Annotated in this window: 12 protein-coding genes; all 12 read right to left on the reverse strand. The window is 57.8% G+C overall.

From position 1 onward, the window contains the following. Positions 1-636: solute carrier family 23 protein (locus AB5Z09_RS02435; protein ID WP_368194560.1), on the reverse strand; the 636-nt coding region annotated here is incomplete at its 3' end. A gap of 397 nt (positions 637-1,033) precedes the next feature. Further along, a complete protein-coding gene (guaD, locus tag AB5Z09_RS02440) occupies positions 1,034-2,350 on the reverse strand; it encodes a guanine deaminase (protein WP_123173123.1) in 1,317 nt (438 codons plus the stop codon). A 51-nt stretch (positions 2,351-2,401) separates the two neighbouring features. After that, a complete protein-coding gene (locus AB5Z09_RS02445; RefSeq protein ID WP_368194548.1) occupies positions 2,402-3,919 on the reverse strand; it encodes a nucleobase:cation symporter-2 family protein in 1,518 nt (505 codons plus the stop codon). A 95-nt stretch (positions 3,920-4,014) separates the two neighbouring features. After that, positions 4,015-6,912 carry a molybdopterin-dependent oxidoreductase Mo/Fe-S-binding subunit gene (locus AB5Z09_RS02450; protein WP_368194549.1) on the reverse strand — a complete coding sequence of 966 codons (2,898 nt, stop codon included), beginning with the start codon at positions 6,910-6,912 and terminating at the stop codon, positions 4,015-4,017. Beyond that, positions 6,909-7,685: a molybdopterin-dependent oxidoreductase FAD-binding subunit gene (gene ygfM / locus AB5Z09_RS02455; RefSeq protein WP_368194550.1), complete on the reverse strand. Its 777-nt coding sequence runs from the start codon at positions 7,683-7,685 to the stop codon at positions 6,909-6,911. Before ygfM ends, AB5Z09_RS02450 begins: the two co-directional genes overlap by 4 nt. An 80-nt stretch (positions 7,686-7,765) precedes the next feature. Further along, complete coding sequence (gene ssnA, locus AB5Z09_RS02460; protein ID WP_368194551.1) at positions 7,766-9,094, reverse strand: putative aminohydrolase SsnA; 1,329 nt, start codon at positions 9,092-9,094, stop codon at positions 7,766-7,768. A gap of 30 nt (positions 9,095-9,124) precedes the next feature. Next, positions 9,125-12,235: a putative selenate reductase subunit YgfK gene (gene ygfK, locus AB5Z09_RS02465; protein WP_368194552.1), complete on the reverse strand. Its 3,111-nt coding sequence runs from the start codon at positions 12,233-12,235 to the stop codon at positions 9,125-9,127. A 421-nt stretch (positions 12,236-12,656) separates the two neighbouring features. Then, positions 12,657-20,678, reverse strand: coding sequence for a calcium-binding protein (locus AB5Z09_RS02470; protein WP_368194553.1), 8,022 nt, complete (start codon positions 20,676-20,678; stop codon positions 12,657-12,659). A 47-nt stretch (positions 20,679-20,725) separates the two neighbouring features. Next, entirely contained in the window at positions 20,726-21,940 is a 1,215-nt protein-coding gene (locus AB5Z09_RS02475) for a glycosyltransferase family 4 protein (protein ID WP_368194554.1), read from the reverse strand. A gap of 2 nt (positions 21,941-21,942) precedes the next feature. Further along, the gene (locus AB5Z09_RS02480) at positions 21,943-23,364 is read right to left on the reverse strand and encodes an HlyD family type I secretion periplasmic adaptor subunit (protein WP_267519376.1); all 1,422 of its coding nucleotides are present in this window, start codon (positions 23,362-23,364) and stop codon (positions 21,943-21,945) included. A gap of 6 nt (positions 23,365-23,370) precedes the next feature. Further along, the gene (locus AB5Z09_RS02485; RefSeq protein ID WP_368194555.1) at positions 23,371-25,506 is read right to left on the reverse strand and encodes a type I secretion system permease/ATPase; all 2,136 of its coding nucleotides are present in this window, start codon (positions 25,504-25,506) and stop codon (positions 23,371-23,373) included. Between the two features lie 455 nt (positions 25,507-25,961). Next, positions 25,962-26,591, reverse strand: coding sequence for a molybdenum cofactor cytidylyltransferase (mocA, locus tag AB5Z09_RS02490; protein ID WP_368194556.1), 630 nt, complete (start codon positions 26,589-26,591; stop codon positions 25,962-25,964). Between the last annotated feature and the right edge of the window lies 1 nt (position 26,592).

Raw genomic sequence — 26,592 nt, forward strand, 5'->3', positions numbered from 1 at the left:
TCCCTGATACTTCACCGCCGGATCGAAAATCAGGCCGAAGATGGAGATGGCGATGATCACCAGCAGGATCCCCCCCGGTACTCTCAGCTTCTCCAGCCCGAAAATCACCGCAAGGCCGATCAGGGACATGATGACCGGCATGGAGGTGAAGGCCCCCAGCGCCACCGGCAGCCCCTCCAGCGGGTTCTTGATCACCAGCCCCACCCCGTTGGCGGCGATAAGCAGCAAGAAGAGACCAATCCCGATGCCGGTGCCGTGGGCAATCCCCATCGGCAGGTTGTCGAGGATCCAGCTACGCACCCCGGTCACCGAGATGGCGGTAAAGAGTACCCCCATCAGGAAGACGGCCCCCAGCGCCACCGGAATGGTGATCTGCTGCCCCAGCACCAGACTGAAGGCAGTAAACGCCGTGAGGGAAATAGCGCAACCGATGGCCATCGGCAACTTGGCCCAGAGCCCCATCAAGAGCGAACCGAACCCCGCCACCAGACAGGTGGCGACAAACACGGCGCCGGGGGGAAAGCCCGCCTTGCCGAGCATGCTCGGCACCACTATCACCGAGTAGACCATGGCAAGGAAGGTGGTGAGGCCCGCCAGCACCTCCTGTCTGACGTTGCTGCCCCGCTCGCTGATCATAAAGTAGCGATCAAGAGCCGTGAGCGGCTGTTGCTTTGCTGCGCTCTGGCTGGCGTCATCATTGGCCAGCTGTTCCACGCTGTTTGTCCTGCTGTTTGCTTGGGTCATACCCAACTCCTTCACACGCGCCTGAATGTTCCATGACGAAATGGCGACAGGATCTGCGGGTCTGCCAAGCGCCAGTCTGATGAGAAACAGGCGATGGTGGCAGAGGATGCGACAGACAGACCAGGGCAGGCAGCCTTGACTCAAACGTTTGCCTTGCTGGTCAAAAAAACCGGGCCATTTCACGTTCTATGCGGGGAGATCCCCTGTCGTGCGGCAAGACTGGCGCCCCTGTGGGGCACGCCAGCCACCGTATTCGTTGGGGCTGCGCCGCGGCAGCCCACTCCAGCCCCTACCCCCGTTCATGCACCAGTTGGCCATCCACATAGGTGCGGTAGATGGATCTGTCATCCCCCAGGGTCAACAGCACAAAGAGCTTGTCCCGCAGGGTGGTGGAGTTGTCATAACGCAGCTGCTGCAGCGGGGTGGCGACCGGGTCGAGCACCACAAAGTCCGCCTCCTTGCCCACCGCAAAGCTGCCGATCTTCTCGTCCAGCCCCAGCGAATGGGCGCCGCCCAGGGTGGCCAGATAGAAGGCCTGATAGGCCGAGAGCCGCTCACCCTGCAACTGCATCACCTTGTAGGCCTCGTTGAGGGTCTGCAGCATGTTGAAGGTGGTGCCGGCGCCGATGTCGGTGCCCATCCCCACCTTCACCTGCTTGCGCCACGCCTTGTGCAGCTTGAACAGGCCGCTGCCGAGATAGAGGTTGGAGGTGGGACAAAACGCGATGGTGGAGCCGGTCTCCTTCAGGCAATCCCACTCCTGCTCTTCCAGATGGACGCAGTGGGCAAAGACGCAGTTGTGGCCGGTGAGCCCATGCTGGTGATAGACATCGAGATAGCCCTTGTGCGCCGGGAAAAGAGATTTGACCCAGGCGATCTCATCCTTGTTCTCGCACAGATGGGTGTGCAGATAGGTGGTGGGAAACTCTTCGCGCAGTCGCCGCGCCATCGTCAGCTGCTCGGGTGTCGAGGTGGGTGCAAATCGTGGTGTGATGGCATAGAGCAGTCGACCGTTGCCGTGCCAGCGCTCGATAAGCTGCTTGCTCTGCACATAGCTGCTCTCTGCGGTATCGAGCAGATAATCGGGTGCATTGCGATCCATCATCACCTTGCCAGCGATCATCCGCATATTGATGCGGCTGGCCGCCTCGAACAGGGCATCCACCGACTCGGGGTGCACTGTGCCGAACACCAGCGCCGTGGTGGTGCCGTTTCGCAGCAGCTGCTTGATAAAGAAGGTGGACATCTCGCGGGCATATTCGAGATCGTTGTAGCGCCGCTCGGCCGGGAAGGTGTGGCGGTTGAGCCACTCCAGCAGTTGCTCGCCATAGGCCCCTACCATCTCGCTCTGGGGATAGTGAATGTGGGTATCGACAAAGCCCGGCACTATCATCTTGCCGCGATAATCCCGCACCCGCACCTCGGCCGGAATGCGATCTTTCCCCTCCTCCCACTCACCAAACCAGTCGATGCAGCCGTTGCGAATGATCAGCAGGCCATCCTCGATAAGGCGCGCGTTGGACTCAATCTCCTCGGGCTGATCCACCACCCGGGTGATATCGAAGAAGCTGCCGCGTACCGCTTTGACAGAGTTGTCGTTTTTCATAACCGTATCCCTGTTTTTCTTGTTCTGTTGACGTTTTGGCCGGTTTAACCGTCAGATCCGTTCCACTTGTGGCGCCACCGCCTGCCCGGGCACTGGTGACCCCTCACCCTTGCTGGCCGATGGCTGGCCCGCACTGCGGGCGGTAAAGATCACATCCGGCTTGTCGCTCAACTGGATCACCTCCACCGCCTCGGCATCCCTGATGGCCGCCTTGCGCTTGCGGCTTTGCGGCAGCACCAGATTCATGATGATGGCGGTGATGCCGCCGGCGCAGATGGGGTTCTCCACCAGCATGTAGATACCCGCCGGCAGCACCTTGAAGACGTTCGGGTCATAAGAAACACCGAGCCCAAGACCCAGCGAAGTGGCGACAATCAGGGTCTCCCGCCGATCGAAACCGTGGCTGATGATGATGCGACCACCGGCGATGGCGATCATCGAGAACATGATGACCATGGCGCCCCCCATCACAGGTGACGGTATGGTGGTAAAGAAGCGCCCTACTACGGGGAAAAGCCCCAGCAGCACCAGAATGACGGCAATAAACTTACCCACATGGCGTGACGCCACCCCGGTCATCTGGATGACGCCGTTGTTCTGGGCAAAGGTGGTGAGTGGCAAAGAGCCGAGGGCCGAGGCGATCACCGATACCAGACCGTCCGCCAGTACGCCGCCGGAGAGCCGTTTTTGAAATTCAGGCCCCTGAATATCCCGGTGGGAGACCATGGCGGTGGCGGTGATGTCCCCCACCGCCTCCAGCACGCTCAACAGATAGATGGTGCCCGCCAACATAAAGGCGTGAAAATCGAAGGAGAAACCGTACTTGAACGGGATCGGCACCGTAATAAGCGGCAGGTTCTCAAGGGCGGAGAAATCCACCATGCCAAGCATCAAAGCCACCGCGTAACCCACCAGCAGGCCGATGGCGATCCCGCTCATCCGCAGCAGCGGGCTTCGGCTGCAGTTGAAAGCGACGATGACGCAGAGCACCAAGAGCCCCAGCCCGATGTTCTCGTATTTGCCAAAGGTGCCGCTGCTCATGGCGGAGAAGCCGCCGCCAAAGTCGATGATCCCCACCTTGATAAGGCTCAGACCAATCATCAGCACCACTACCCCGCTCACAGTCGGGGTGATCACCCGCTTGAGGTAGGGCAGCACAAAGGAGGAGCCCATTACCAAAAAGGCACCGACAAAGGAGACCCCGAGCAGGGTCGAGACAATCAGCTCCTCGTGGATGCCATCTTTTTTCATGGCGCCGCCGAGCGCGATCATCACGGTCACGAAGGAGAAGTTGACCGACTGGATGGAGAGCAGCCCCGAACCGATGGGGCCATAACGGTTCACCTGCAGCCAGGTGCCGATACCGGAGGCAATCATCGCCATGGAGACCAGATAGGCGGTGGTCTCGGTGGAGAGGCCCAGGGCGCCGCCGACGATCAGCGCCGGGGTCACCATGGGGACAAAAATGGCCAGCAGATGGGTCACTGCACCCATCAGGGTTTGATAAAACGGGGGTTTGTCTTCCAGCTCGTAAATAAGATCCGAGTGCTTGCGTGTTGTTTTAGACATCGTGTTTGTCCCATCACACAGAATGTAGGCGGAGTACTCATTCCGCCGTCAGGCGCTGGGGGCGAGCTGGCGCCCGCCCCTCACCTTTTCTTTTGTTATGCCGACACTTTTTGCTCCAGCTTGCCCAGTTCGCGCAGGATCTGCTCCGGCGTGAAGTGCCACTTGCGCAGCCAGACACCGCAGGCGTCATGGATGGCGGTGGCGATGGCGGGCGCCGCGCCGTTGACCCCGATCTCCGAGATGGACTTGGCGCCGTAAGGGCCGACCTTGTCGTCACTCGGTACCAGGAAGGCCCGGAAGTCGCGCGGAATATCGCCAATCTTGGGCGCGCCATAGCTCTTCAGATCCCGTGTAAGCGGGATGCCCTTGCCGTCGTAGCAGATCTCTTCGGTCATGGTGTGGCCGATGGCCCGCATGGTCGCCCCGTAGATCTGGCCGAGGGCCAGTTCCGGGTTTATGGGGGTACCGCAGTCGAGCAGGGCGTAGAACTTGTCGAGCCGGATCTCGCCGGTTCTGACGTTGACCGCCACCTCGGCGAAGTTGGCCCCATACGGGAAGGCCAGATCAGAGGTGATGTAGCTGGCGGTGCCCACCAGAATGCCGAAGCCGGTACCTGTCTCGGCCTTGTGGGCCAGCTTGGCGAGGCTCACCTCCCCCTGCTTGCCGCGCACCACGCCCGGGAACGCCAGCTCAACATCTGCTACCGGCTCGCCCAGCATGGCGGCGCCGTGGAACAGGATCTTCGCCTTGAGGTTCTCGGCCGCCATCTTGGCCGCATTGCCAGAGAAGCAGGTACCGGACGAGGCGTAAGCCCCCTTGTCGAATAGCGCGTGGTCGGTGTCGCCGGAGATCACATGCACATCGCTGAGCGGGCAACCGAGCACCTCGGCGGTCAGCTTGGCCACCACGGTATCGAGGCCGGTGCCGATATCGGCGCCACCGGAGTGAACTATAAAGGTGCCGTCAGATTCCAGCTTGACCATGCAGTTGGCCTGATCGATATCCGGGATCCCCGATTTTTGCATGATGATGGCGACGCCACGGCCGATGCGCCAATCCCCGTCGGCGGGTTTGGGGCTGTCCCAGGCAATCAGTTCGCGACCTTGTTTGAGGATGGGTTCGAGGGCACAGCTGGCCGCGTGGGGCACAGAAGTTGGCATCTTGCCCTCGCCGATGGCACCCAGCACCTTGAGGATGTCTCCTTCGTGTACCCGGTTGTGCTCCACCATGTCGAGCTGATCGATGCCCAGTTTCTCGGCCAGCTCGGCAATGGCCATGGTCAGGGCGAAGTTGCCCTTGGGCGCACCATAACCCTGATAGGCGCCGGTCGGGCAGATGTTGCTGTAGTAGGTGTTGACGGTAAAGCGCACGTTGTCGCACGGATAGAGCGGCAGGGAGAGCGCCGGGCCGTTGCTTGGCACTGTCAATGAGTGGTTGCCGTAAGGGCCGGTGTTGGCACGAAAATCCATATCGATGGCGGTGATGGTGCCATCTTTTTTGGCCCCCACTTTCACCTTCACCTTGGCCACGTGGCGGGAGGTGTTGCTGATGAACTCCTCTTCACGGGTGTAGCGGAAGGTGACCGGACGGCCGGTGACCTTGGTCGCCCAGGCGCACACCTCTTCCAGCAGGATGTCCTGCTTGGAGCCAAAACCACCCCCTACCCGCTCCTTGATCACATGTACCTGGTGCTGCTTCATGCCGACAATGCGCGCCACCTGACGGCGTACGTGCCAGGGCACCTGGGTGGAGGCGTGAATGACCAGACGATCCCCATCCATGTAGGTGAAGCAGATGTGCGGCTCGGTCGGGCACTGCTGGGCCTGGGTCGATTCGTAGGTGCGCTCGACAATCTCGTCCGCCTCGGCAAAGCCCTTGGCTACATCGCCGATCTGGCCATGGACGCTGGCGGCCAGGTTCTCGTGCGGGCGGGAGCCGATGGGGAAGTTGATGATCATGTGCTCGTCGCCGCGGCGTACCGAGCAGGCGTTCTGCTGCTCGAGATCCGCCGGCGCACCGGCCATGTAGACGATGGGCTCGTCGTGGACCAGCGGCGCATTGGGGGCCATCGCCTCGTCAATGCTCATGACCGCCGGCAGCACTTGATACTCGACCTCGATGAGTTTGAGGGCCGCCAATGCGATGGCTTCGCTCTCGGCCACCACGGCGGCGACCCTGTCACCTACGTGGCGCAGCTTGCGGCCAAACATGCGGCGATCGAGCGGTGACGGCTCGGGAGCACTCTGACCACCCGGGGTGTAAAACACATCCGGGCAGTTGAGGTGGGTGATGACGTGCGCCACCCCCGGCATGGCTTCGGCGCGGCTCACGTCGAGTTTGGTGATCACCGCATGGGGATGGGGACTGCGCAGCATCTTGATGATCAGTGCATCCTCGGTGACCCTGTCCTCCACGTAGCAGGGCTTGGCCTGCACCATCTTGGCGGCGTCCACTTTCGGGCAGCTCTTGCCGATATGGCGCAGATCGTCGCGAAACTCCGGGGCGATCTGGCACAGGTAATCGGGATCCTTCATCCGTGAACATGCAAGCTCGATGGCCTGATAGAACTGCTGATAACCGCCATCGCGGTGAAACAGGCCCGAGAGGGCATCGTCGATTTGATCACGGGTGGGGTCGGGATGGCGATCAAGCAGGTCGGTGACGATGAGCGCCGCAGCCGGATCGTTGTAGCCGGACTGCACCACGCCCACATCCACCATCGCCTGCTGCACCAGACTGAGCTGGTTCCAGCTGCCCAGCGACTCGGCGGTGCGCACTTCTGATCCATCCAGCTGGGCGGCGATCAGCAGGGAAGCGTTGATCACCCTGCCGTTGAAGAGAATGGCGTCGGAGCCGGCGAAGCCGAAGCCGTCGTCGCTGTTGCGCACCGAGTGCATCCGGCACTGGTTGAACAGCACCCGCTGGGCATTCTCGCCAGCCGGGGTGATGACGGTGCGCAGGGCACCGTTCAGTGTGAAGTTGAGTTCCATCATGCCTGTACCTCCTGCTGCTGGCACTCGACCAGCAGATCCGCCACCACTACCCCGCTGATATAGCGCTTGTAGGTCACGCTGCCGCCGAGATCCTCGCGCGGTGCAACCAGCTCGCTCACGGCCGCCTCCAGCGCGGCATCGTGCAGATCGCGGCGTTCCAGATCCCGCAGACGCATCGGCTGCGGGGTAACGCCAGCGACGGCTACCCGCATTTCGCCAATGCTGTCGAGGGCTACCGCGGCGGTCATCACCGCCAAACCATCGGCGTTGCGGCTGATGCGGCGAGTGGCGCAGCGCAGTTCAGGCTCCGGCAGCACAACTCCGAGCACCAGGGCATTGCGCTGCCCCGCCAGATAGGCATCGATGGGTTGCAGCAGGTTGTTCTCCAGCACGACCACGGCTTCGAGCACCAGCAGTACCGGCAGCAAGGGTGAGTCCTGCTGCTGGCAGGCAAGTTCGCCGCCGATGGTGGCCTGATTGCGCAGATGGCGGGAGTAGACAAACCCCAGCGCCTCGCACAGGGCGGCCGGGGTACGGGGATCATCTTTCAGGGTCTGCAGGGTAACGGTAGCGCCGATATGGAGCTGGCCGTGCTGTTGCTCAATCTGGTCAAGCCCCAGCTTGTCCAGTGAGATAGCGACCTTCTTGTCGGTGCGAGTCGGAGCGGCGTTAAGCTTGCTGCCGCCTCCCATGTAGACGGCGTCGTTGCCGAAGCGGGCCTTGAGTTCCAAAGCCTGACCCAGTTGCTCGGGTCGGAAGAATTGCTCAATCATGTGTCGTCCTTACTCTTGCTGCCCGCCGCCGGGAAAATCCACAGGGCGGGCAATCCGGTCCAAAACTGTGGAAGGTGGCCTTAGGCCAGCTGATCCATCCGTTGCCACAGGCGGCTCGCCACCTTGCTGGCCTGCTCGTAAATGGGCGCGACATCGAACGGGAACTCGCGGTCCTGATAGACCATGCGCCCCTCCACCATCACGCTGTTGACGCTGTTCGATCCCATACCAAAGGCGAGATGGCCGCCGAGGTTGCGCGGCGCCAGCGGGGTCGGTGCGTCGTAGTCGCAAATGGTGAGGTCGGCCTTGTAGCCGGGCTCCAGGCGGCCAAATTTGGCGTCGAAGTTGCGTTCCAGCAAGGTGTTGCCGTTCCAGAGGAAGCGGGCAAAGCTGTCGGGCCACAGCGCGCCACCGACATCCTTGTGCTTGAAGTAGGCGAACTTGAGCTCTTCGAGCATGTCGGAGCCGATGCCGTCGGTGCCAAGCGCCAGATTGCGATACTCCGGCAGATGCATGTTGTAGCCCACGTGGTTGTTCATGTTGGAGCGGGCGTTGTGCACCAGGAAGGCATCGCGGCTGTTGAGCAGCTCGATGTCGGACGGGCTCAGGTAGATGCCGTGAGCGACAAGCGACTTGCTGTCGATAAGGCCAAACTCGTCCAGCCGGGCGATGGGCTCCTTGCCATAGTGGTGGTGGCCGTGGGCCATGTCGTAGCGATCTTCCGCCACATGGATATGCAGCCCGCGACCGGTGACCTGCACCGCTTCGCGCAGCATGGCCAGCCCCTCGTCGGGCACGGTGAAGGGGGCGTGGGCACCGATATGGGCTTCCACCAGATAGGGTTCGTTCCCCTTGGCTTTGGTCGCATCGATCTGTTGGGCGAACAGGATGTTCTCCTCCACCCCGGCCTGCAATTCGGCGAGGCCGCCGTTGCGATCCGTGGTCTCGAAGCAGGTCATGCCGCGCAGACCCACCTCCACAAACCCTTTGCGCAATACATTCAACGAGCCCTTGATGAAGTTGGGCGAGGCGTGGTGGTCGATCACCGCACTGCAACCGCTTTTGAGCGCTTCCAGCGAGCAGATGAGGCCGCTGTAGTAGAGGGACTCCTCATCGAGCGCCCGATCGAGCCGCCACCAGAGGTTTTTCAGGGTGGAGATAAAATCCGGGCAAGGGGCGATATTGGCCATGATCCCCCGCGACAGGCCGGAGTAGAAGTGGTTGTGGGCACAGACGATGCCCGGCATCACCAGCTTGCCGCCCATTTCCCGATAGTTGGCCTCCGGGTAGAGGGCCCGCAGATTGGGCCCCACCGCTTTGATAAGCGCTCCTTCGATGGCGATATCCACCCCTTCCAGCACCCGGGTCGGCTCAAGCTGGACGGCGGTGACGTTCTTCAGAATAAACATGGTGTGCTCCTTCGCTTATTCGTGGTTCGCTCAGGCCTCGACGGCCCCCAGCAGGTAGTGGTGATGAGCGTGGACATGGCTGATGATCCGGCACATGTCGCCAAGGGCCGCTGGCGCATCCTTGATACGGCTCTGGGCGTCGATGGTCAGGCGATAGGTCTCGCCATCCTGACGCACCCGCAGTTCGCCACCGTCAGCCAGATAGAAACCGGGGTTGCAGCTGTTGTCGAAGTCCTCGGGCAGGCTGAAGATGGTCACCTTGTCCTGATAGGGCTTGCCCTGCCACGGGCAGAACTGGGCGCAGTTGCCGCACTCGTTGCAGTAGGCATCCAGATGCAGGGTCTGGAACTGGTCTTTGAAGCCCGGCACCGCGATGGCGACGTTGGCCCGGTTGGGGCAGACATCCACGCACTTGCTGCAGAGGTAGTTGCACTCGAGGCAGCGATGCGCCTCTTGCGCCACGAAGGCCTCCCGCTCGTTTTTGTCGACCAGGGTGACGGCGATGCTCCCCTTGCGGCGGTAGATCTCATCCTTGCCCGACGGCTGGATGGTCACTTCACTCTGCTGGCTGGCGATATGCTCGCGAGAGAGCACCAAATCCGCAGAGCGGCGGGCACCACCGATGGCACCGACGATGGAGGACGGGCCGCTCTGCACGTCACCGATGAGGAAGACGTTGCGACGGCTGGTTTCGCCGGTCTGGCTGTCCACCTCGGGCCAGCCATCGCTGCCAAGGGGAATGCCCATCGCTTTGAGCACCTCGCAGTCAGGCTGCTCGCCGATGGCGGTGATCAGGGCATCCATCTGCATCACTTCGGTCTGCTCGGTGGGCACAGGACGGCGGCGGCCCTGCTCGTCAGGATCCCCCAGCGCCATCATCCGCACGGTGAGCTTGCCATCTTTCTCAAAGCGCTCCGGATTGGTGAGGAAGCAAAAACGTACCCCATCCTCCACCGCTTCCAGAACCTCCTCGCGATAGGCGGGCATCTCTTTTTCGCTGCGACGGTAGATCACGGTCACATCGCTGACACCCGGCACCTTGAGGGCGGCACGGGCGCAGTCCATGGCGGTGTTGCCGGCACCGACCACCGCCACATGGCGGCCCAGCGGCAGCGGTTTGCCCTGATTGAAGCTGCGCAGGAAGTGGAAGGATTTGTAAATCCGCTCGTGACCCCCTTCGAGGCGCATGCCACCGTTCTTGTCAGCGCCGATGCCAACGAAGACATAGCTAAAGCCCTGGGCATGCAGCTTGTCGACGGTGAGCGCCGGATCGCAGCCAAACTCGAACTTGACCCCGTGGGCGGCGACAAAGTCGATGTCATGCTGGATCAGTTCAGCCGGGATGCGGAACTCGGGGATGATGTGCTTGACCACGCCACCGGCATCCGCTTCGCGCTCGAACACGGTGACCGGGTGACCGGCACGGGCCAGGAAGTAACCGGCGGAGAGACCGGCCGGACCAGCACCAATCACCGCAACCGGGTGCTTGTCACCACTGCCTGCCGGTTTATGCCAGCGCGCCTTGTACCCTTCCCAGCCGCGCTCCAGCGCCACTTTTTTCAGCTCGCGGATATTGAGCGCGCTGTCGTAATCGAGACGGGTGCAGTTGTACTGGCACTGGTGATCGCAGATATGGCCGGTGATGGCGGGCAAGGCGTTGCGCTGATAAATCAGCTCAAGGGCTGCCACATACTCCCCCTCGCCCATCAGGCGAATGTACTCGGGGATATCCTGATGCACGGCGCAGGCGGTGACGCAGGGCGCTACGTAGCAGTCGGTCAGCGGCAGGCCGCCACCCACTTCGATGCGATCGTCGGACTTCCACTCCTTCTGGGTGTAATCCATGGTGAGGGCCTTGGCGGCAAGCGCTTCCAGCTTCGCCACATCCACCTGACTCATGCCCCAGCTATCGGAGGCGTCGATCTCGTTGAGGCACTCCAGCTGGCGCAGATAGCCACCCGGCTTGAGCAGGTCGGTGGCCATGGTGATGGGACGAATACCAGTCTCGAAGATCGCGGCGATATTGAACTTGCTGGCACCACCGGAGTAGGAGATGGGCAGCTTGCCATCGAAGTCGCGAGACAGCACGGCCGCCACGTTGATGGAGAGCGGGAACAGCGCACGGCCGGACATATACATCTCATCCCCCGGCAGTGCCCCTTTGCGGTTGATGGTGCCGAGGGTGTTGGTGAGTTTCACCCCGAAGGTGAGCCCCTTCTCGGCCCCCAGCGCCATCAAGCGGGTCAGCATCGCCTTGGCCTGATCCAGCTTGAGGTCGTGATCGAACGACTCTTCGTTCAGACCAATGTAATCAAAGCCGCAGGTATCGAGGATCTCGCGCACCCGCGGATAGCCCAGCAGGGTCGGGTTCAGCTTGACGAAGGTGTTGAGCCCCTTCTCTTCCAGCATGTAGCGGCAGATGGCCTCGATCTCGTTGGGCGGGCAGCCATGCATGGTAGAGAGGGTGACGCCGTGCACCAGATTGGCCGGGATACGATCCACCAGCTGTTGCAGGCGATCGCGGCGCGCCCCCATTCCCAGCTCGGCGATAAACTGCTCGTCGGCCACCAGCTCACGTACCACCTGCTGGTACTCGGCAAACTTCGGACTTTGGCTTGCATCCATCAGGCTGTGGATAAACTGCTGCATCGGTGGCTGTTTGATGCCATCGAGGTTGTACCCCACGCTCATGTTGAAGATGAAGGACTTGGCCTCTCCGTCGAGCCGCGGGTCGAACACCTCTTCTAACAGGTAGAGGGCAAACCAGGCTTTAAGATACTCGTCAAATGCCTTGGGCAGGGTGAACTCGGTAGACCACTCGGTGTTGAAGCACTCGTCTTCGGCATCGATGCAGGGCTTTTCCAGTTCGAGACGGTCCAGGATCTGCACCGTCTTGAGCTCGATAAAGCGCCCGCCGGTCAGCCAGGAGGTGACGATGTTCTGGGCCAACTGGGTATGAGGGCCGGCTGCCGGGCCAATGGGAGTCTCGCAGGTTTCACCGAACACCTTGATCTTGCGCTCGTCCTGCTTGCGATAAAATTGTGCGGCGGGAATACCGAAAATGCTCTGACTCTCTTTATATTCCGCAAAAATACGGGTCAGAAGGTTCTTGAAGGGAACGGGTCGCATAATATCGCCCATGGCTATCTCCTTGCAGCTGTTCTGCCCATTGGCAGCATGAATAAATGGGGTATCCCGCACGGGTGTTCCCCCTTGGCAAGGAGAAGAGCAACAATCAGGCCAAGGTCAGATGACCTGAATATAGGAAAGGTAAATTGTGATATGTATCGAAATAATGAAATGATTTGGGACTAAAAAACCACTGAAATGAGAATCACTGGCAACAAAAAACTGTAATTGTAGCGTCCAGCACTTCACCAAATAAACTTTATCAAATAAAGAGAGATAATTATCAGTTTGAGAAACCGTAACAAGTCATTGCTTTTTGAGCGTAGAAAAGCCCCATATATCATAACCATAGTCATTTTCGTGTAATTTAAAATGATATAAGGCAAGGAGGCTTGCACCTCCTTGCCTTATTTACGCTGTTAATCCTAGTCGGTTACTGCCAACTAGACGCAACCAATGTTTGCACATCTCCTTGTTCGACGGGTTGCAACTGAGAGCCTCCGGCAACAGGCGGATTAAACGCTGCCATTGCATCAACCAACAGCTGAACCTGTGATGAAAGCAACTTTTTACCATCGGCTGCCACAAATGTTTCCACTTGATTTGCAGCACCTGCATACCAGTCACCCAAGGTGACAGCATCCGCTCCTCCCTTAATAGTAACAACCAGACTCTTATCATCACGACGGAACCAAAGCTGGTCTGACGTAATATCATCGAAATGTAGAGTATCATTACCCTGATTATCCAAGATACGGTCATGACCGCCACCGGAAGCAAAGTGGTAATCATCATTACCATTACCGCCATTGAGGGTGTCGTTACCGACTCCGCCCAACAGGCTGTCGTCACCATCCCCACCCACGAGCGAGTCGGTACCCGCTTCACCTTCCAGCAGGTCATTACCGCTGCCACCACTGAGCAGGTCGTTGCCTTCACCACCCAACAGGTGGTCTTGGCCGCTCCAGCCATACAGGGTGTCATTTTCACTGCCACCCGCTCGCTTGAGCACCATCTGCTCCAGGTCAGCCTGGCTCCAGGATGCACCGGTACCGGTAAAGGTCACTTTCTCCAGCTGATAGGTCTTGCTGAAGTCTGCGGTAAACCAGTTCTGCACCGTCACGCTGTCCGTGCCGTTGATATGGCGGAACACCAGGTCGTTGCCCACGTGCACCACCTCGATATCGCTCTGCGCGATATCCGCACCAAAGCGCAGCTCATCGGTGAAGCCCTCACCCGAACCACCGGCCTTGTCGATGATGACATCAGCCCCGTCGCCCAGATTGAACAGATAGGTGTCACCCCCATAGCCCCCGGTCAGGGTGTCGTTGCCGGTGCCCCCCTCATAGGTACGGCCATGACTCCACCAGTTACCCGCCTTCAGCTCGTCATTACCGGCGCCGCCGCGCAGGGTGTCGCGCTCCACACCTTGGAAGTGGTGATAAGCCGCAGTCCAGGTATTGTCGGCGAACCAGCCGTTGTAGCTGTCCTCCCCCCCACTGATGACGTCGTCACCATCCCCACCTTCCAGCAGGTCGGCACCGTTACCGCCGTTAAGGGTGTCGTTGCCTTCCCCACCACGCAGGGTGTCATTGCCAGCTTCACCGTTGAGCACATCAAAGCCATGACCCCCTTCCAGCAGGTCGTTGCCATTGCCGCCAGCCAGGGTGTCGTTGTCCGCGCCGCCAAACAGGCTATCGTCGCCATCACCGCCGGCCAACTTGTCGTCGCCACCCAGACCAAAGATCACGTCGTTACCCTTGGCCCCCGTCAACACGTCCGCCGACTCGCTACCCGTCAGCGTCACCGCCACAAACTTCACCAGCTCGCTGACCGTCCAGCGCGTACCACCGGCAAAAACCACTAGGCCGCCCCAGGCGTCCTTCTCGGCAAAACCGCCCCGGATCGTCACGCTGTCGCTGCCATTGATGTGCTTGAGCACGATGTCGTCACCCGAGCGAATGATCAGGATGTCGCGCACCTCAATCCCCGCCCCGAAGCGCAGCTCGTCACCACCACTGAAGGTCGCCAGCGCGCCGCTGTTCTGCCCATAGTGAATGAGGTCATGCCCGTCACCCAAGTTGAACACGAAGATCTCCTTGCGATCCCCGCCGACCAGAGTGTCGTTGCCACGCCCGCCGATCAGCTGGGTCACGCCGCTGGCCCCGGAGGCACTCAGTAGGTCGTCACCCAGGGTCCCGGTGACGACACCGATCCCCCACTGCTCCAGCTGATGCGCCGACCAGACGGTGCCATCGTCGAACACCACTTGGCTCAACCAGTTGCCTTCGCTCAGATACCAATCACGTACCAGTACCGCATCGCTGCCATTGACGTGGCGCAAGATCAGATCGTTACCGCTACGCACCACACGTATGTCGCCAGCGGTGATATTGACCCCGAAACGGATCTCGTTGTGCGCCACCAGGCTCTCACCTGTCGCCGTATTGATGATCACATCCTGACCATCACCCAGGTTGAAGAGGTAAACGTCAGCATGGCCACCGCCGCGCAGGGTATCGTTACCCTTACCGCCGTCCAGTCGGGACGCTCCGCCCCCCGCACTCACCAGCAGATCGTTGCCACCGCCACCTTCGAGGGTATCGGCACCACCACAGCCAAGCAGGGTGTCATGCCCTTCGCCCCCTTCCAGCCGCTCGTCACGCACACTGCCTCTTATCGAGTCATTGCCTGCGCTGCCGATAAAGATGCCCTGGCTGCGCTGCACTATCTGCAGCGTGCTCCACACGGTGCCATCGGCAAACAGCACGCTCGCCAACGTGTGGCTCTCGCCCAGGAACCAGTTACTTACCGTGATGGCGTCCTTGCCATTACTGTGCATCAGCAGCAGATCATCCCCCTCGCGGGAGACCCGGATATCGTTGGCCACGATCCCGGCACCAAAGCGCACCTCGCTATGGTGGCTGAGGCTGATATTGAGTTCGTTATTGATGATGACGTCACGGCCATCGCCGAGGTTAAAGAGATAGATGTCGGTCTCGGCGTTGCCTTTGAGGGTATCGTTACCGCGCCCCCCCTCATGCTGCACCACCCCGCCGTTGCCAGAGACGAGCACGTCATCGCCGTCACCCCCTCTGAGGGTGTCCTTGCCCCCCAAGCCCAGCAAGGTGTCATTACCCTGACCACCGTCCATCTGGTTATCGCCCGCGTTACCAACCAGTTTGTCGTCACCCGCAGTGCCGAGGTATACCCCCGTCGCCCACTGCGTGATCTGAGCTGCCTGCCACACGGTGCCGTCCACAAACAGGACGCTGCCAATCTGGGCCGATGCCGACGTGAACCACCCCTGTACCCTGAGCGAATCACTGCCGTTGGCATGGCGCAAGATGAGGTCATTACCCACTTTGACCACCGTCAGATCACTGGCCGCAATGCCGGCGCCCAGACGAATCTCGTTGTGATGGCTCACACTGACGCTGTTGTTGATGATGAGATCCGCGCCATCGCCCAGATTAAAGAGATAGATGTCCTGGCTACCACTGCCCTTGAGGGTGTCATTGCCGGCGCCGCCGTGCAAAATAGTAACGCCGCCCTGGCCACTCACCAGCAGGTCGTTACCCAGCCCACCTAGCAGAGTGTCGGAGCCGCCCGCCCCTTGCAGGGTGTCGTTGCCCTCTCCCCCGTCCAGCGTGTTATTCTTGCCCGTGACCCCCAGCAGCAAATCATCGCCACGGCCACCCACCAGCACGCCTTGACTGCGCAGGGTGAGTTCGGCGGCCAGCCACACGGTCCCATTGGCAAACACCACACTGCCGACCTGCGCAGTCGTACTGGTGAACCAGCCCTGGATACAGACGGCATCGCTACCATTGGTGTGCGCCAGCACCAGGTCATTCCCCACTTGCAGCACACGGATATCATTAGCGGAAATACCAGCGCCAAGGCGTATCTCACTCTGATGCTCGATACTCACTCCCAGGCTATTATTGATGACTACGTCCTTGCCATCCCCCAAGTTGAAGAGATAGATATCGTGCTCACCGCGACCTTGCAGGGTGTCATTGCCTAGTCCCCCTTCCAACACGGTCACGCTGCCGCTGCCGCTTATCAGCAGGTCATCGCCGGCGCCCCCCTTGAGGGTGTCCTTGCCATGTCCGCCACGCAGGGTGTCGTTACCCGCGCCGCCATCAAGCAGGTTGCTCGTGGCACTGCCTTCGAGCACATCGGCGCCGGCAGTGCCCGTCACAATTCCGGAAGCCCGTTGATTGAGTTGCTGAGCGATCCATACGGTGCCATCGGCAAAGGTCACCTGACCCACCCAATGCTGCTCACCTTCAAACCACCCATTAATGGTGATGGAGTCCACTCCGTTGACATGCTTGATGACGAGCTGGTTATCGACCCGCACCACCTGCAGGTCGTTGGCGACGATGCCCTCTCCCAGCCGGATCTCACTGCTGCCGCTGACGGCGACATTCAGGGCGTTATTGATAATGAGATCGTGACCATCACCGAGGTTGAACAGGTAGAGGTTGGTGCCACTGCCCCCTTGCAGGGTGTCGTTACCCTGACCGCCTTCCAGTCGCAGGGAGCCCGCGCCTTCACCCAGCAGCAGATCATTGCCCGCCCCCCCCACCAAGGTGTCATTACCACCACGCCCGGTCAGGGTGTCATTGCCATCACCCCCTGCCAGGGAATCGTTACCCGCACTCCCGACCAACACGTCATTGCCCGAGGTGCCAATGAAGACCCCCTGGCTGAAGGCCAGCATTTGGGTGGTGCTCCAACTCACGCCGCTGGCAAACTGCACCCGGCCGAGCTGGGCACCTGCGCTGGAGAACCAGCCCTGGATCACAACTGCGTCAACCCCGTTGCGGTGGGTCAGGCTCATGTTGTCACCATCGCGCACGACGCTGATGTCTTCCACGGCGATCCCCGCCCCGAAGTGCACCTCACCGTGCGCCGCCACATGAATCCCCGTGGCATTGTTGATGATGAGATCGCGTCCATCGCCCACATTGAAGCGATAGATATCGTTGCTGGCGCCCCCTTTGAGGGTGTCATTGCCAGTACCGCCCTCGAGGATAACGACGCCTTTCCCGCTGCTGGTGATCAGATCGTCGCCGTCGCCGCCCTTGAGGGTGTCATTCCCACCGCCGCCAATGAGGGTGTCATTGCCGGCACCGGCATCGATCAGCTCATCGGCAGCGCTGCCGGTCAGCGCATCGTCACCGGCGCCGCCAATGGCAATTCCGCTGCTCCACTGGTTAATCTGCAGGCCGCTCCAGACACGGCCATCGGCAAACACGACCTGGGTCACCCAGTGCACCTCACCGAGGAACCAGTCTTTAATCAGGATGGAATCTTGACCGTTGACATGCTTGAGCTGCACATCGTTGCCAGCACGGACCACCTTGATGTCCGTCGCGACAATACCGGTGCCGAGGATGATGGCGCTGTAATGCTCACCACCGGCCTTGCCGTTGATAATGAGATCGTGACCATCGCCGAGATTAAAGCGATAGGTATCGGAGTGACCGCTACCGATCAGGGTATCGTTGCCTTCCCCCCCTTCCAGCACGCTGGTACCGCCGCTACTGGTCAACAGGTCATCGCCAGCGCCGCCCTTGAGGGTATCGTCACCACCGCCACCCACCAAGGTATCGTTACCGGCACCGCCATCGAGCAGTTCATTGCCGACGCCGCCCTTGATGTTGTCATTGCCGGGCGTCCCGGTGGCCTTCAGGGCACTGGACAATACTTGTTGTGCACTCCAATTAGTGCCATCTGCGAAAACAATACTCCCTGCCCAAACGTTCTTTGTAGCAATAGCATTTTTTATCGTGATGCTATCATGTCCATTTTGGTGCATCAGGATTAAGTCTTGGCCAACCGCATAAATGGTTATATCGGAAGGATGAATTCCATGCATGTAACGAATTTCATCATTGATGGTGTATGCCTTCAGCTTACTAGTAGAAACTCCATAATTAATGGTGTCCCGACCATGACCAAGACCGAAAAGGAAGGTATCTTTTCCTTTACTACCGACGAGAAGATCATCGCCCTTCCCACCTTGCAACAAGTCATTACCACCACTACCAAAGAGGGTGTCATTCCCCTCTTTACCGTCTAAGAAGTCGTTCTCCGCTGAGCCTTGGATAACTTCATCATCCTCAGTACCCACAGAGACTTCGAGTAAAAGACCCCCGAACTCGTCAGCAGCCCAGCGAGTGCCATCGGTGAAGACCACGCAGCCCCCCCACTCCTGTCCTTCGACCAGTCCACCCTGGATCGTGATCGAGTCATGCCCGTTGATGTTCACCAGCACTAGGTCGTCGCCGCGCTGGGCCAAATAGATGTCGTTCACACCGATCCCCACGCCGAAGTGGATCTCGTCATGCACAGTAACGACGCTCTCTTGCACCACAATGACGTCGTGTCCGTGACCGACATCGAAGCGATACACCTCGCTGCCACTGCCACCGCTTAAGGTGTCGTCACCGGCGCCTCCTACCAGGGTGTCATTACCGTTCCCCCCCTCAAGGAGGTCGTTGCCAGCGCCACCGATCAGCACATCACTGCCATCCCAACCAACGAGCTTGTCGTCGCCGTCGCCCCCCTGGGTGGTGATAGTAATGTCGGACTGGGTCCACACGGTGCCGTCGGCAAACACGATGCCTGCCAGCCGATGACCCACTGATGCAAAGTAGCCCTCCACAGTCCAGCGGTCGCTACCATTGGCATGCACCAACACCAGATGATCGCCTTCACGTACCGCACTGATGTCTGCCACCAAGATGCCGGCGCCAAAGCGGATCTCGCCAGAGACACTCACCGCCACGGCGCTGCCATTCCGAATGACATCGATACCATCCCCCAGATTGCAGAGATAGACGTTCGCTCCGGCCCCCCCCACCAGGGTATCCTTACCAGCGCCACCCACCAAGGTGTCGTTGCCAGCACCGCCGATGATCACATCGCTGCCATCCCAACCAACGAGCTTGTCGTCGCCGTCGCCCCCCAGGGTGGTGATGGTAATGTCGGACTGGGTCCACACGGTGCCGTCGGCAAACACGATGCCTGCCAGCCGATGGCCCACTGATGCAAAGTAGCCCTCCACAGTCCAGCGGTCGCTACCATTGGCATGCACCAACACCAGATGATTGCCTTCACGTACCACGCTGATGTCTGCCACCAAGATGCCGGCGCCAAAGCGGATCTCGCCGGACACACTCACCGCCGTAACACTGCCGTTACGAATCACATCTACACCGTCTCCGAGATTACAGAGATAGACGTCCAAACCTGCGCCCCCCACCAAGGTGTCTTTGCCTGCGCCACCCACCAAGGTATCGTTACCTGCTCCGCCGATAATCACGTCACTGCCATCCCAGCCCACAAGCTTGTCATCACCATCACCACCCACCGTGGTAATGGTGATATCAGCCTGGGTCCACACAGTGCCATCAGCAAACACGATGCCTGCCAGCCGGTGGCCCATTGATGCAAAGTAGCCCTCCACAGTCCAGCGGTCGCTGCCATTGGCATGCACCAGTACCAGGTGGTCCCCGTCGCGCACCACACTGATGTCAGCCACCAGGATGCCTGCGCCAAAGCGGATCTCGCCGGAGATGCTCACAGCACCGACACTACCGTTGCGAATGACATCGATACCATCCCCCACGCTAAGGATATAAACATCACTACCTTCGCCACCAATCAGCGTATCCTTGCCTGTACCGCCGCTCAGGATATCGTTACCCTCACCAGCTTCCAGAAGGTCATTACCGTCACCACCAAGTAATGTGTCATTTCCCTGACCACCCAGCAGCTTGTCATTGCCTGCACCACCATCCAGGAGATCATCGCCCGCCATCCCTTTCAGCGTATCGTTGCCCCCCATGCCAATGAGATGGTCTTTTCCTAACCAGCCGTTAATCGTCTCACGACGCTCATTGCCTGCCGCAACGATAACGCGTGCAGCCAGGTCACTTATCCCCCAGACAGTGCCGTTAGCAAAGGATATCCGCTCGATCCAATTCACTTCATCCACAAACCAGTCGGTAATCGTAATACCGTCCTCACCATTACGATGTTGTAACAACAGGTCATTACCAACATGGAGAACGGCTATATCTTCAGGGGTTATTCCTTCGCCAAAGACCAATTCGTCCCGATAGCCAAGCGCATTGTGCTCTGGAGTGCCATAGGAAACATCACGGATCTCATCCTGACCGTCCCCCAAGTTGAAGACGTAGGTATCGCTTTCCAATCCGCCAATTAATGTGTCATCCCCTAAGCCTCCCTCGAGGTGGTTTTGCCCTGTACCACCATAGAGCACATCATTCCCCTCTCCCCCACTCAGAGTGTCATTCCCCTGATATCCATGCAGGGTGTCATCACCACTACTACCAACCAGCAAGTCAGCCCCTTGGCTACCTTGCAATTCTCCCTCGTGCTCGAGTCTTGCCTGATGAATGGATGAGTCCATTACCTAATCCTTCTTGTAATTTTTACGTTGCATATTTGCCTGAACTATTACTGCACCTTGGTTGGGCATCTTGTGAGCCCCAACAGAGCAAGATATGTATCTACGCCATGCTGGATGTCATAAGAGAGGGCTGTGGCTCGAGCAGCCCTGCTCATTGCTTTTTGTGGGTGACAAAGAACATCTATCGTCTTGGTTACCAGTGCTGCATCATCAAAGAAACCTACCAGATGGCCATTCTCTCCATCCCTGATCACCTCATGCAAAGGCGACGTATCTGACGCAACAATTTGGCACCCGCAGGACATGGCCTCCAACAAACTCCACGACAAAACAAACGGATAGGTTAGATAGAGATGGACTGCTGATACCTGCAGTACACGCACATACACGTCATAGGGGACTTTGCCCAGGAAATGAACCCGCGCAGGATCAATTGGATGTTCCGACAGCAGTTTCTCCCGCCACGAGTGGGCCCCGCGCGGGGGTGAACCATAGCTGACGCCATCCCCCCCAACGATCAACACCTGACACTCAGGATCTGCGGACAGGATAGCGGGCAGATTACGCATCAGGCGGTGAAACCCCCGGTAGGGTTCGAGATTTCTGGCAACGTAAGTGATGACCTTTTGCCCTGCTCTCAAAATCTTGCCATTGGGCAGTCGCAAGATTGCATCTGGATCAGGACACAGTCGTTCGGTCCGAATCCCCTCGTGCACGACTTCGAGCTTTGCGTGATAGGCCTCAGGATGCAGGCTCTGTTGCCAACGGGTAGGACATACACCCACGTCGCACTGCTCCAGATTAAGCAGATGCAGTGCATTACGAGCCCGAATCCGTGCAGCTCCGTCCAGTGTCAGTGGAAACTCGGGATCAAAATCGGCATCGGCGCCCTTGCTGTGATAGTAAAATTCGCAGTAGTGCACCAACCGAGCGTTAGGAAACAGATCTCTTATGAAGAGCGTCTCACCCCAGCCAGGGTGCGCCAAAATCACATCCGGACAATAGCCTCTCTCTGCCATAGGTTGAAGAAGGCGCACTACCGCCTGACCATGCAATACAGCGTCTTCGAAACCAAGCAGATAGGGATGAGTCTGATGTCCAGCTTGCCGACTTGGGCGGTAACGCAAGAGCTCGACCCCCTCTAGACCAGGCGCTGTATCGCGCCCGACAGCCAGCAACTCGACATCGTGGCGAGACCGAAGGTGCTCAGCAATGTGTCGCAGCTGACCGGGAAAGTTCTGATGAATGAGCAAGACTTTCATGATTATCGCTCGCGCAGACTTCCGCCCACATGCTCCTGGAGTGGGCTGAGGAAATAGTCGATGACCCGGCGCTTCCCTGTCCGGATCTCTGCACTGACCGTCATCCCGGCGCTCAGGGTCACCCGAGCACCGTCGATCATCAGGTGGTTACGCTCCAGGCGCACCCGGGCCAGAAATACAAGGCCCTTGCGCTCATCCTGAACCGCATCATGGCTGACACTGACAACCTCCCCCTCCAGATAGCCGTAACGGGTGTAGGGAAAGCTGTCGATCTTGACCGTGGCCGCTTGCCCAGGCCTGACGAATCCGATGTCCCGGTTCTCTATCTGCGCCTCCACCTCCAGGGTCTCATTGGCTGGCACCACAGCCATCAGGGGCTGAGCCTCCGTCACTACACCACCGACGGTATGGATCGCCAACTGCTGTACCGTACCTGCTACTGGTGCAGTCAGACGGGTCAATGCCTGACGACGACGCATCTTGGTTAGCTCTTCCCCATACTGGCTGATCTGCTCACTTGCCACTCTCCCCTGCTCGAGTGCTTCGCTACGAAAGTTGGCCTCCAATGCCAATAACTCCTGCTGCTGGCCAGCAATTGCTGCGGCAAGCTCTTTAAGACGGCTTTGCTGGCTGGCCAAATCCCCTTCAAGTTCAACGCGAGCCTGTTGCTGCTCTAGATAGGCATGCCGTGGCACAAACTGTTTGACCAGCAATTCCTCATAGTCATGTTCCCGGGACCGAACCAACGCGAGAGTTTGCTGTAACTTGGTCACTTGTTGCCGAGTCGTCCCGAGCTCGGCCTCGCGTTGCTGCAACGTCGCTAACAGTGCGTCACGTTTGGCGAGATAAGCTTGCCACTGACCCTGTGCCAAAGTTTGTTCTGCTTGCTGGCGGGTATCATCGATACCCTCTAAGGGGGGAAATACAGGCTGAGCACCCAATTTCTGAGCAAGTAATAACGCTTGATAACGTGCTTTTAGTAAACGAGCGACCATCAACGCATCTTCCGCTTTGCGCCTATCGGCCCCTGCTGTTGTGGCATCCAGCTCCACCAAGACCTCCCCGGCTGTAACCTGCTGTCCCTCTCGTACGTGAATGGCCTTGATCACTCCGGGCTCCAGTGGCTGAATAACTTTGGTTCTACCGCCACTCACTGTCTTGCCTCCCGCCACAGCAACAATGTCCAGCTGACCAATACAAGCCCATATCAAAAAGCTTAAGAACAAAGCAGCGATGATCCGCATACTCCAGCGCGGCAAAGGTGACAGTGGGGAATCAGTTAACTCAAGATGTGCAGGTAAGAACGCCAGCTCGTCTTCACGCCGCGGTTCAGGGTCCATTTGATGGCGCACATCCCAGCTTCGCGAAAAAGCGTCACCGTAACGCTTCAGGAAATTCCGAAGCGCCTCAATCCAGTGGGTCATGATTATTTATCCTTGCTGCAATCGGTGAAGATGGGCGTAATAACCATCAGGGCGAGAGACCAGCTCTGCATGAACACCACTCTCGACAATATGTCCTTTATCCATTGCGATAATGCGATTTGCACTACGTACCGTAGATAGACGGTGTGCAATAATAATGACTGTACGTCCTCGACAAATTGCCTGCATATTCTGCATAACTGCACGCTCAGACTCATAATCAAGAGCACTCGTTGCTTCATCAAGAATCAAAATACGGGGGTTGCCCATTAAAGCTCTTGCAATCGCGATACGCTGACGTTGGCCACCAGAAAGTGAAGACCCGTGTTCACCCACCAAAGTATCGTAACCTTCGGCAAGCTCCATGATGAAGTCATGAGCGCCAGCGAGCTTGGCTGCGTGGATTACTCGGTCAAGGCTGACTCCCGGATCTGACAATGCAATGTTGTCACGCACGGTTGCATTAAAAAGTAGATTTTCTTGTAGTACCACGCCGATCTGGCGTCTTAACCAAGCAGGATCCACCAAAGCCAGATCATTGCCATCGACAAGAACACGCCCACCTTCAGGTACATAAAGACGCTGAATAAGTTTGGTCAAAGTACTCTTGCCGGAACCAGATCGGCCGACAATCCCAATAATTTCGCCGGGAGATATCGACAAGTCCAAATGATGTAAAATTTCTGGACCATCCGGGCGATAACGAAAAGTCACTCGTTCAAATTGGATTCGTCCCTGAATAGGCGGCAATGCTGCCCGACTCGCAGGAACTTCAGTTCGTGTATTAAGAATGTCTCCCAATCGTTCAACCGAAATACCTACTTGTTGGAAGTCTTGCCATAGCTGTGCCAAACGCAGGACTGGAGCTGAGACCTGGCCTGCCAGCATGTTGAATGCGATGAGCTGCCCAACTGATAACGAGCCATCAATCACCAAACGAGCCCCCAGCCAAAGAGTACCGACCATGACCAGCTTCTGAATTAACTGGATCCCCCCCTGACCGATGTTCGACAATCGAGTAACTCTGAAACTGGCAGCCACATAGGCAGCCAATTGATTATCCCAGCGTCTTGTCATATGTGGCTCGACGGCCATCGATTTAATCGTGCTGACCCCTCCTACCACTTCAACCAAGAACGACTGATTATCAGCCCCCCGGGAGAACTTTTCATCGAGACGCCGTCGTAACATTGGCGTCAACAAAAAAGACCAAGCGGCATAACAGGGTAACGATATCAATACAACCAACGTCAGCCAGCCGCTGTAATAAAACATCACCGAGAGAAATACGAAGGAAAAGAGCAAATCAAGAACGGTAGTAAGTGCCTGCCCGGTTAGAAAACCTCGAATATGTTCCAGTTCTCTCACCCTTGCTACAGTATCCCCAACCCGCCTAGCTTCAAAATATGCCAATGGCAAAGCAAGAAGATGACGAAATAGTCTGGCGCCAAGTTCCACATCTATACGACTGGTTGTATGAGCAAAAACGTGGCTGCGTAAGGTCGATAGCAAGACATTAAACACCACAACCAGAAGCAAACCGACAGAGATCACGTCAAGTGTTGAGAATGCACGGTTTACAAGAACTTTATCCATGACCACCTGGAAAAACAGTGGGGTCACTAAAGCAAATAACTGCAATACCAACGAAATACCAAGAACTTCCAATAGTAACTTACGATACTTGACTACAGCCGGTACAAACCAAGTAAAATCAAAACGCGCCAAAATATTGTCAACTGACGCTCTTGATGCAATTAACAGTAATTTACCTTCATAAAAACTCTCAAACTCATTCAGAGAGATCACTCGCGGTTTTTGTTGACACAGATCATGCACCAACACTTTATCACTGTCATAACGAGCAATGATTATATGCTCACCATCTTGGCGCAGAGCCATTGCAGGTAGAGGTGTTAAAGATAGGCGTTTCACGGGTTGTGAGACTATTTTTGCCTTGAGACCCATGCCTCTTGCCGCTAACAATAGTTCTACGTCAGATAAAGGTTTTCCTTCACAACCATGCTGATGTTTGATTTGCTCTGAATCTGCAGCCACACCATGAAAATGAGCAAGTAAAGTGAGGCCAACAAGCCCATAATCAGGAGCTGACTTGGTGTCATTAAAAATTGGAGCGTTCAAGGTTTTTATTCTACAGTTAGAATCCAATTGGGCCATTTTATTACAGCACAATATTACAAACCAATACCCTTCAACCATAAAATTTTGAAACTTCAGCAGTTCACAAACTCCAAACAATAGCAACCTGTCAGATAATACAGTAATTTTAGAGGTAAAAATTTAGCGGAAAAATTACTTCCTCGGCCACCGGAAATAAAAATTCCCAAATAATGATTGGGACTTCACTTGCCATTATTAATCGCAATGCAGTCAGTAACTATATTTAATAGCTAATATCTTCAGTCATCCACTTTTTATGTACGTTGATACTACAGCTGCGTAATTGATAGTGTTTATTGCATCATGATGTGTCCCTCTGACAGAAATATGCCTTAAAGAGGATGCTAAATAGCTGTTCCGTGTACAGATCTACTTATCGTGCATACAGGGTATGCCAATCGACTCCACCGCTATCACTAACACTCATCAACATTATGGAGCAGCGCCTGATAGCGCTCCGGGGTATCCACATCAAACAGGATGGCGGGACTGTCGACCGGCACCATACGGTGCGGATGCCCTTGCAACCAGCGCCGTACCGACGACTGCACCGGGGCCGCTGCCAACTCGCGGGCAAGGGATTTTGGCAGCAACACCGGATGGCCAGCCTCCCCCAGCCAGGTGGGAAAGAGTGTCTCACAGCCCTGTGCCTGCCAGAGCTGTTGATAGACATCGCGCGGGATACAGGGGAGATCCCCGTGGCTGATAAAGAGGTAGTCAGCGTCACTGGCCGCCAGGGCGCAGCGGATGGAGCTGCCCAGCCCCTGCCGATAGTCGGGGTTGTGGACGACAACAATATCCGGCCATGATCCGTAGCGCGCTTGAAGTTCCTCGCCACGATGGCCCACCACCAGAATAACGCGCTGACAAAAAGCCAGGGCATTTTTGAGACTTGCATCAAGCATTGTCCCCTGGCAATAAGGTAGCATCATTTTCCAGGTACCCATTCGGGAAGATAAACCCGCCGCCGTTATTATACAGTCACACTGCACTTGTTCCTGGCAACGTTGTTTTCCACTCCCTTTGATATTTATTTTGGTCGTCATT

It is taken from the genome of Aeromonas sp. R2-2 (assembly GCF_040908355.1).
Taxonomy (GTDB): Bacteria; Pseudomonadota; Gammaproteobacteria; order Enterobacterales; family Aeromonadaceae; genus Aeromonas; species Aeromonas veronii.

Bases quoted from the DNA above. Each gene is read 5' to 3' on its own strand.
- guaD (WP_123173123.1), bottom strand. From the start codon at position 2,350: ATGAAAAACGACAACTCTGTCAAAGCGGTACGCGGCAGCTTCTTCGAT.
- AB5Z09_RS02445 (WP_368194548.1), bottom strand. From the start codon at position 3,919: ATGTCTAAAACAACACGCAAGCACTCGGATCTTATTTACGAGCTGGAA.
- AB5Z09_RS02450 (WP_368194549.1), bottom strand. From the start codon at position 6,912: ATGATGGAACTCAACTTCACACTGAACGGTGCCCTGCGCACCGTCATC.
- ygfM (WP_368194550.1), bottom strand. From the start codon at position 7,685: ATGATTGAGCAATTCTTCCGACCCGAGCAACTGGGTCAGGCTTTGGAA.
- ssnA (WP_368194551.1), bottom strand. From the start codon at position 9,094: ATGTTTATTCTGAAGAACGTCACCGCCGTCCAGCTTGAGCCGACCCGG.
- ygfK (WP_368194552.1), bottom strand. From the start codon at position 12,235: ATGGGCGATATTATGCGACCCGTTCCCTTCAAGAACCTTCTGACCCGT.
- AB5Z09_RS02470 (WP_368194553.1), bottom strand. From the start codon at position 20,678: ATGGACTCATCCATTCATCAGGCAAGACTCGAGCACGAGGGAGAATTG.
- AB5Z09_RS02475 (WP_368194554.1), bottom strand. From the start codon at position 21,940: ATGAAAGTCTTGCTCATTCATCAGAACTTTCCCGGTCAGCTGCGACAC.
- AB5Z09_RS02480 (WP_267519376.1), bottom strand. From the start codon at position 23,364: ATGACCCACTGGATTGAGGCGCTTCGGAATTTCCTGAAGCGTTACGGT.
- mocA (WP_368194556.1), bottom strand. From the start codon at position 26,591: ATGACGACCAAAATAAATATCAAAGGGAGTGGAAAACAACGTTGCCAG.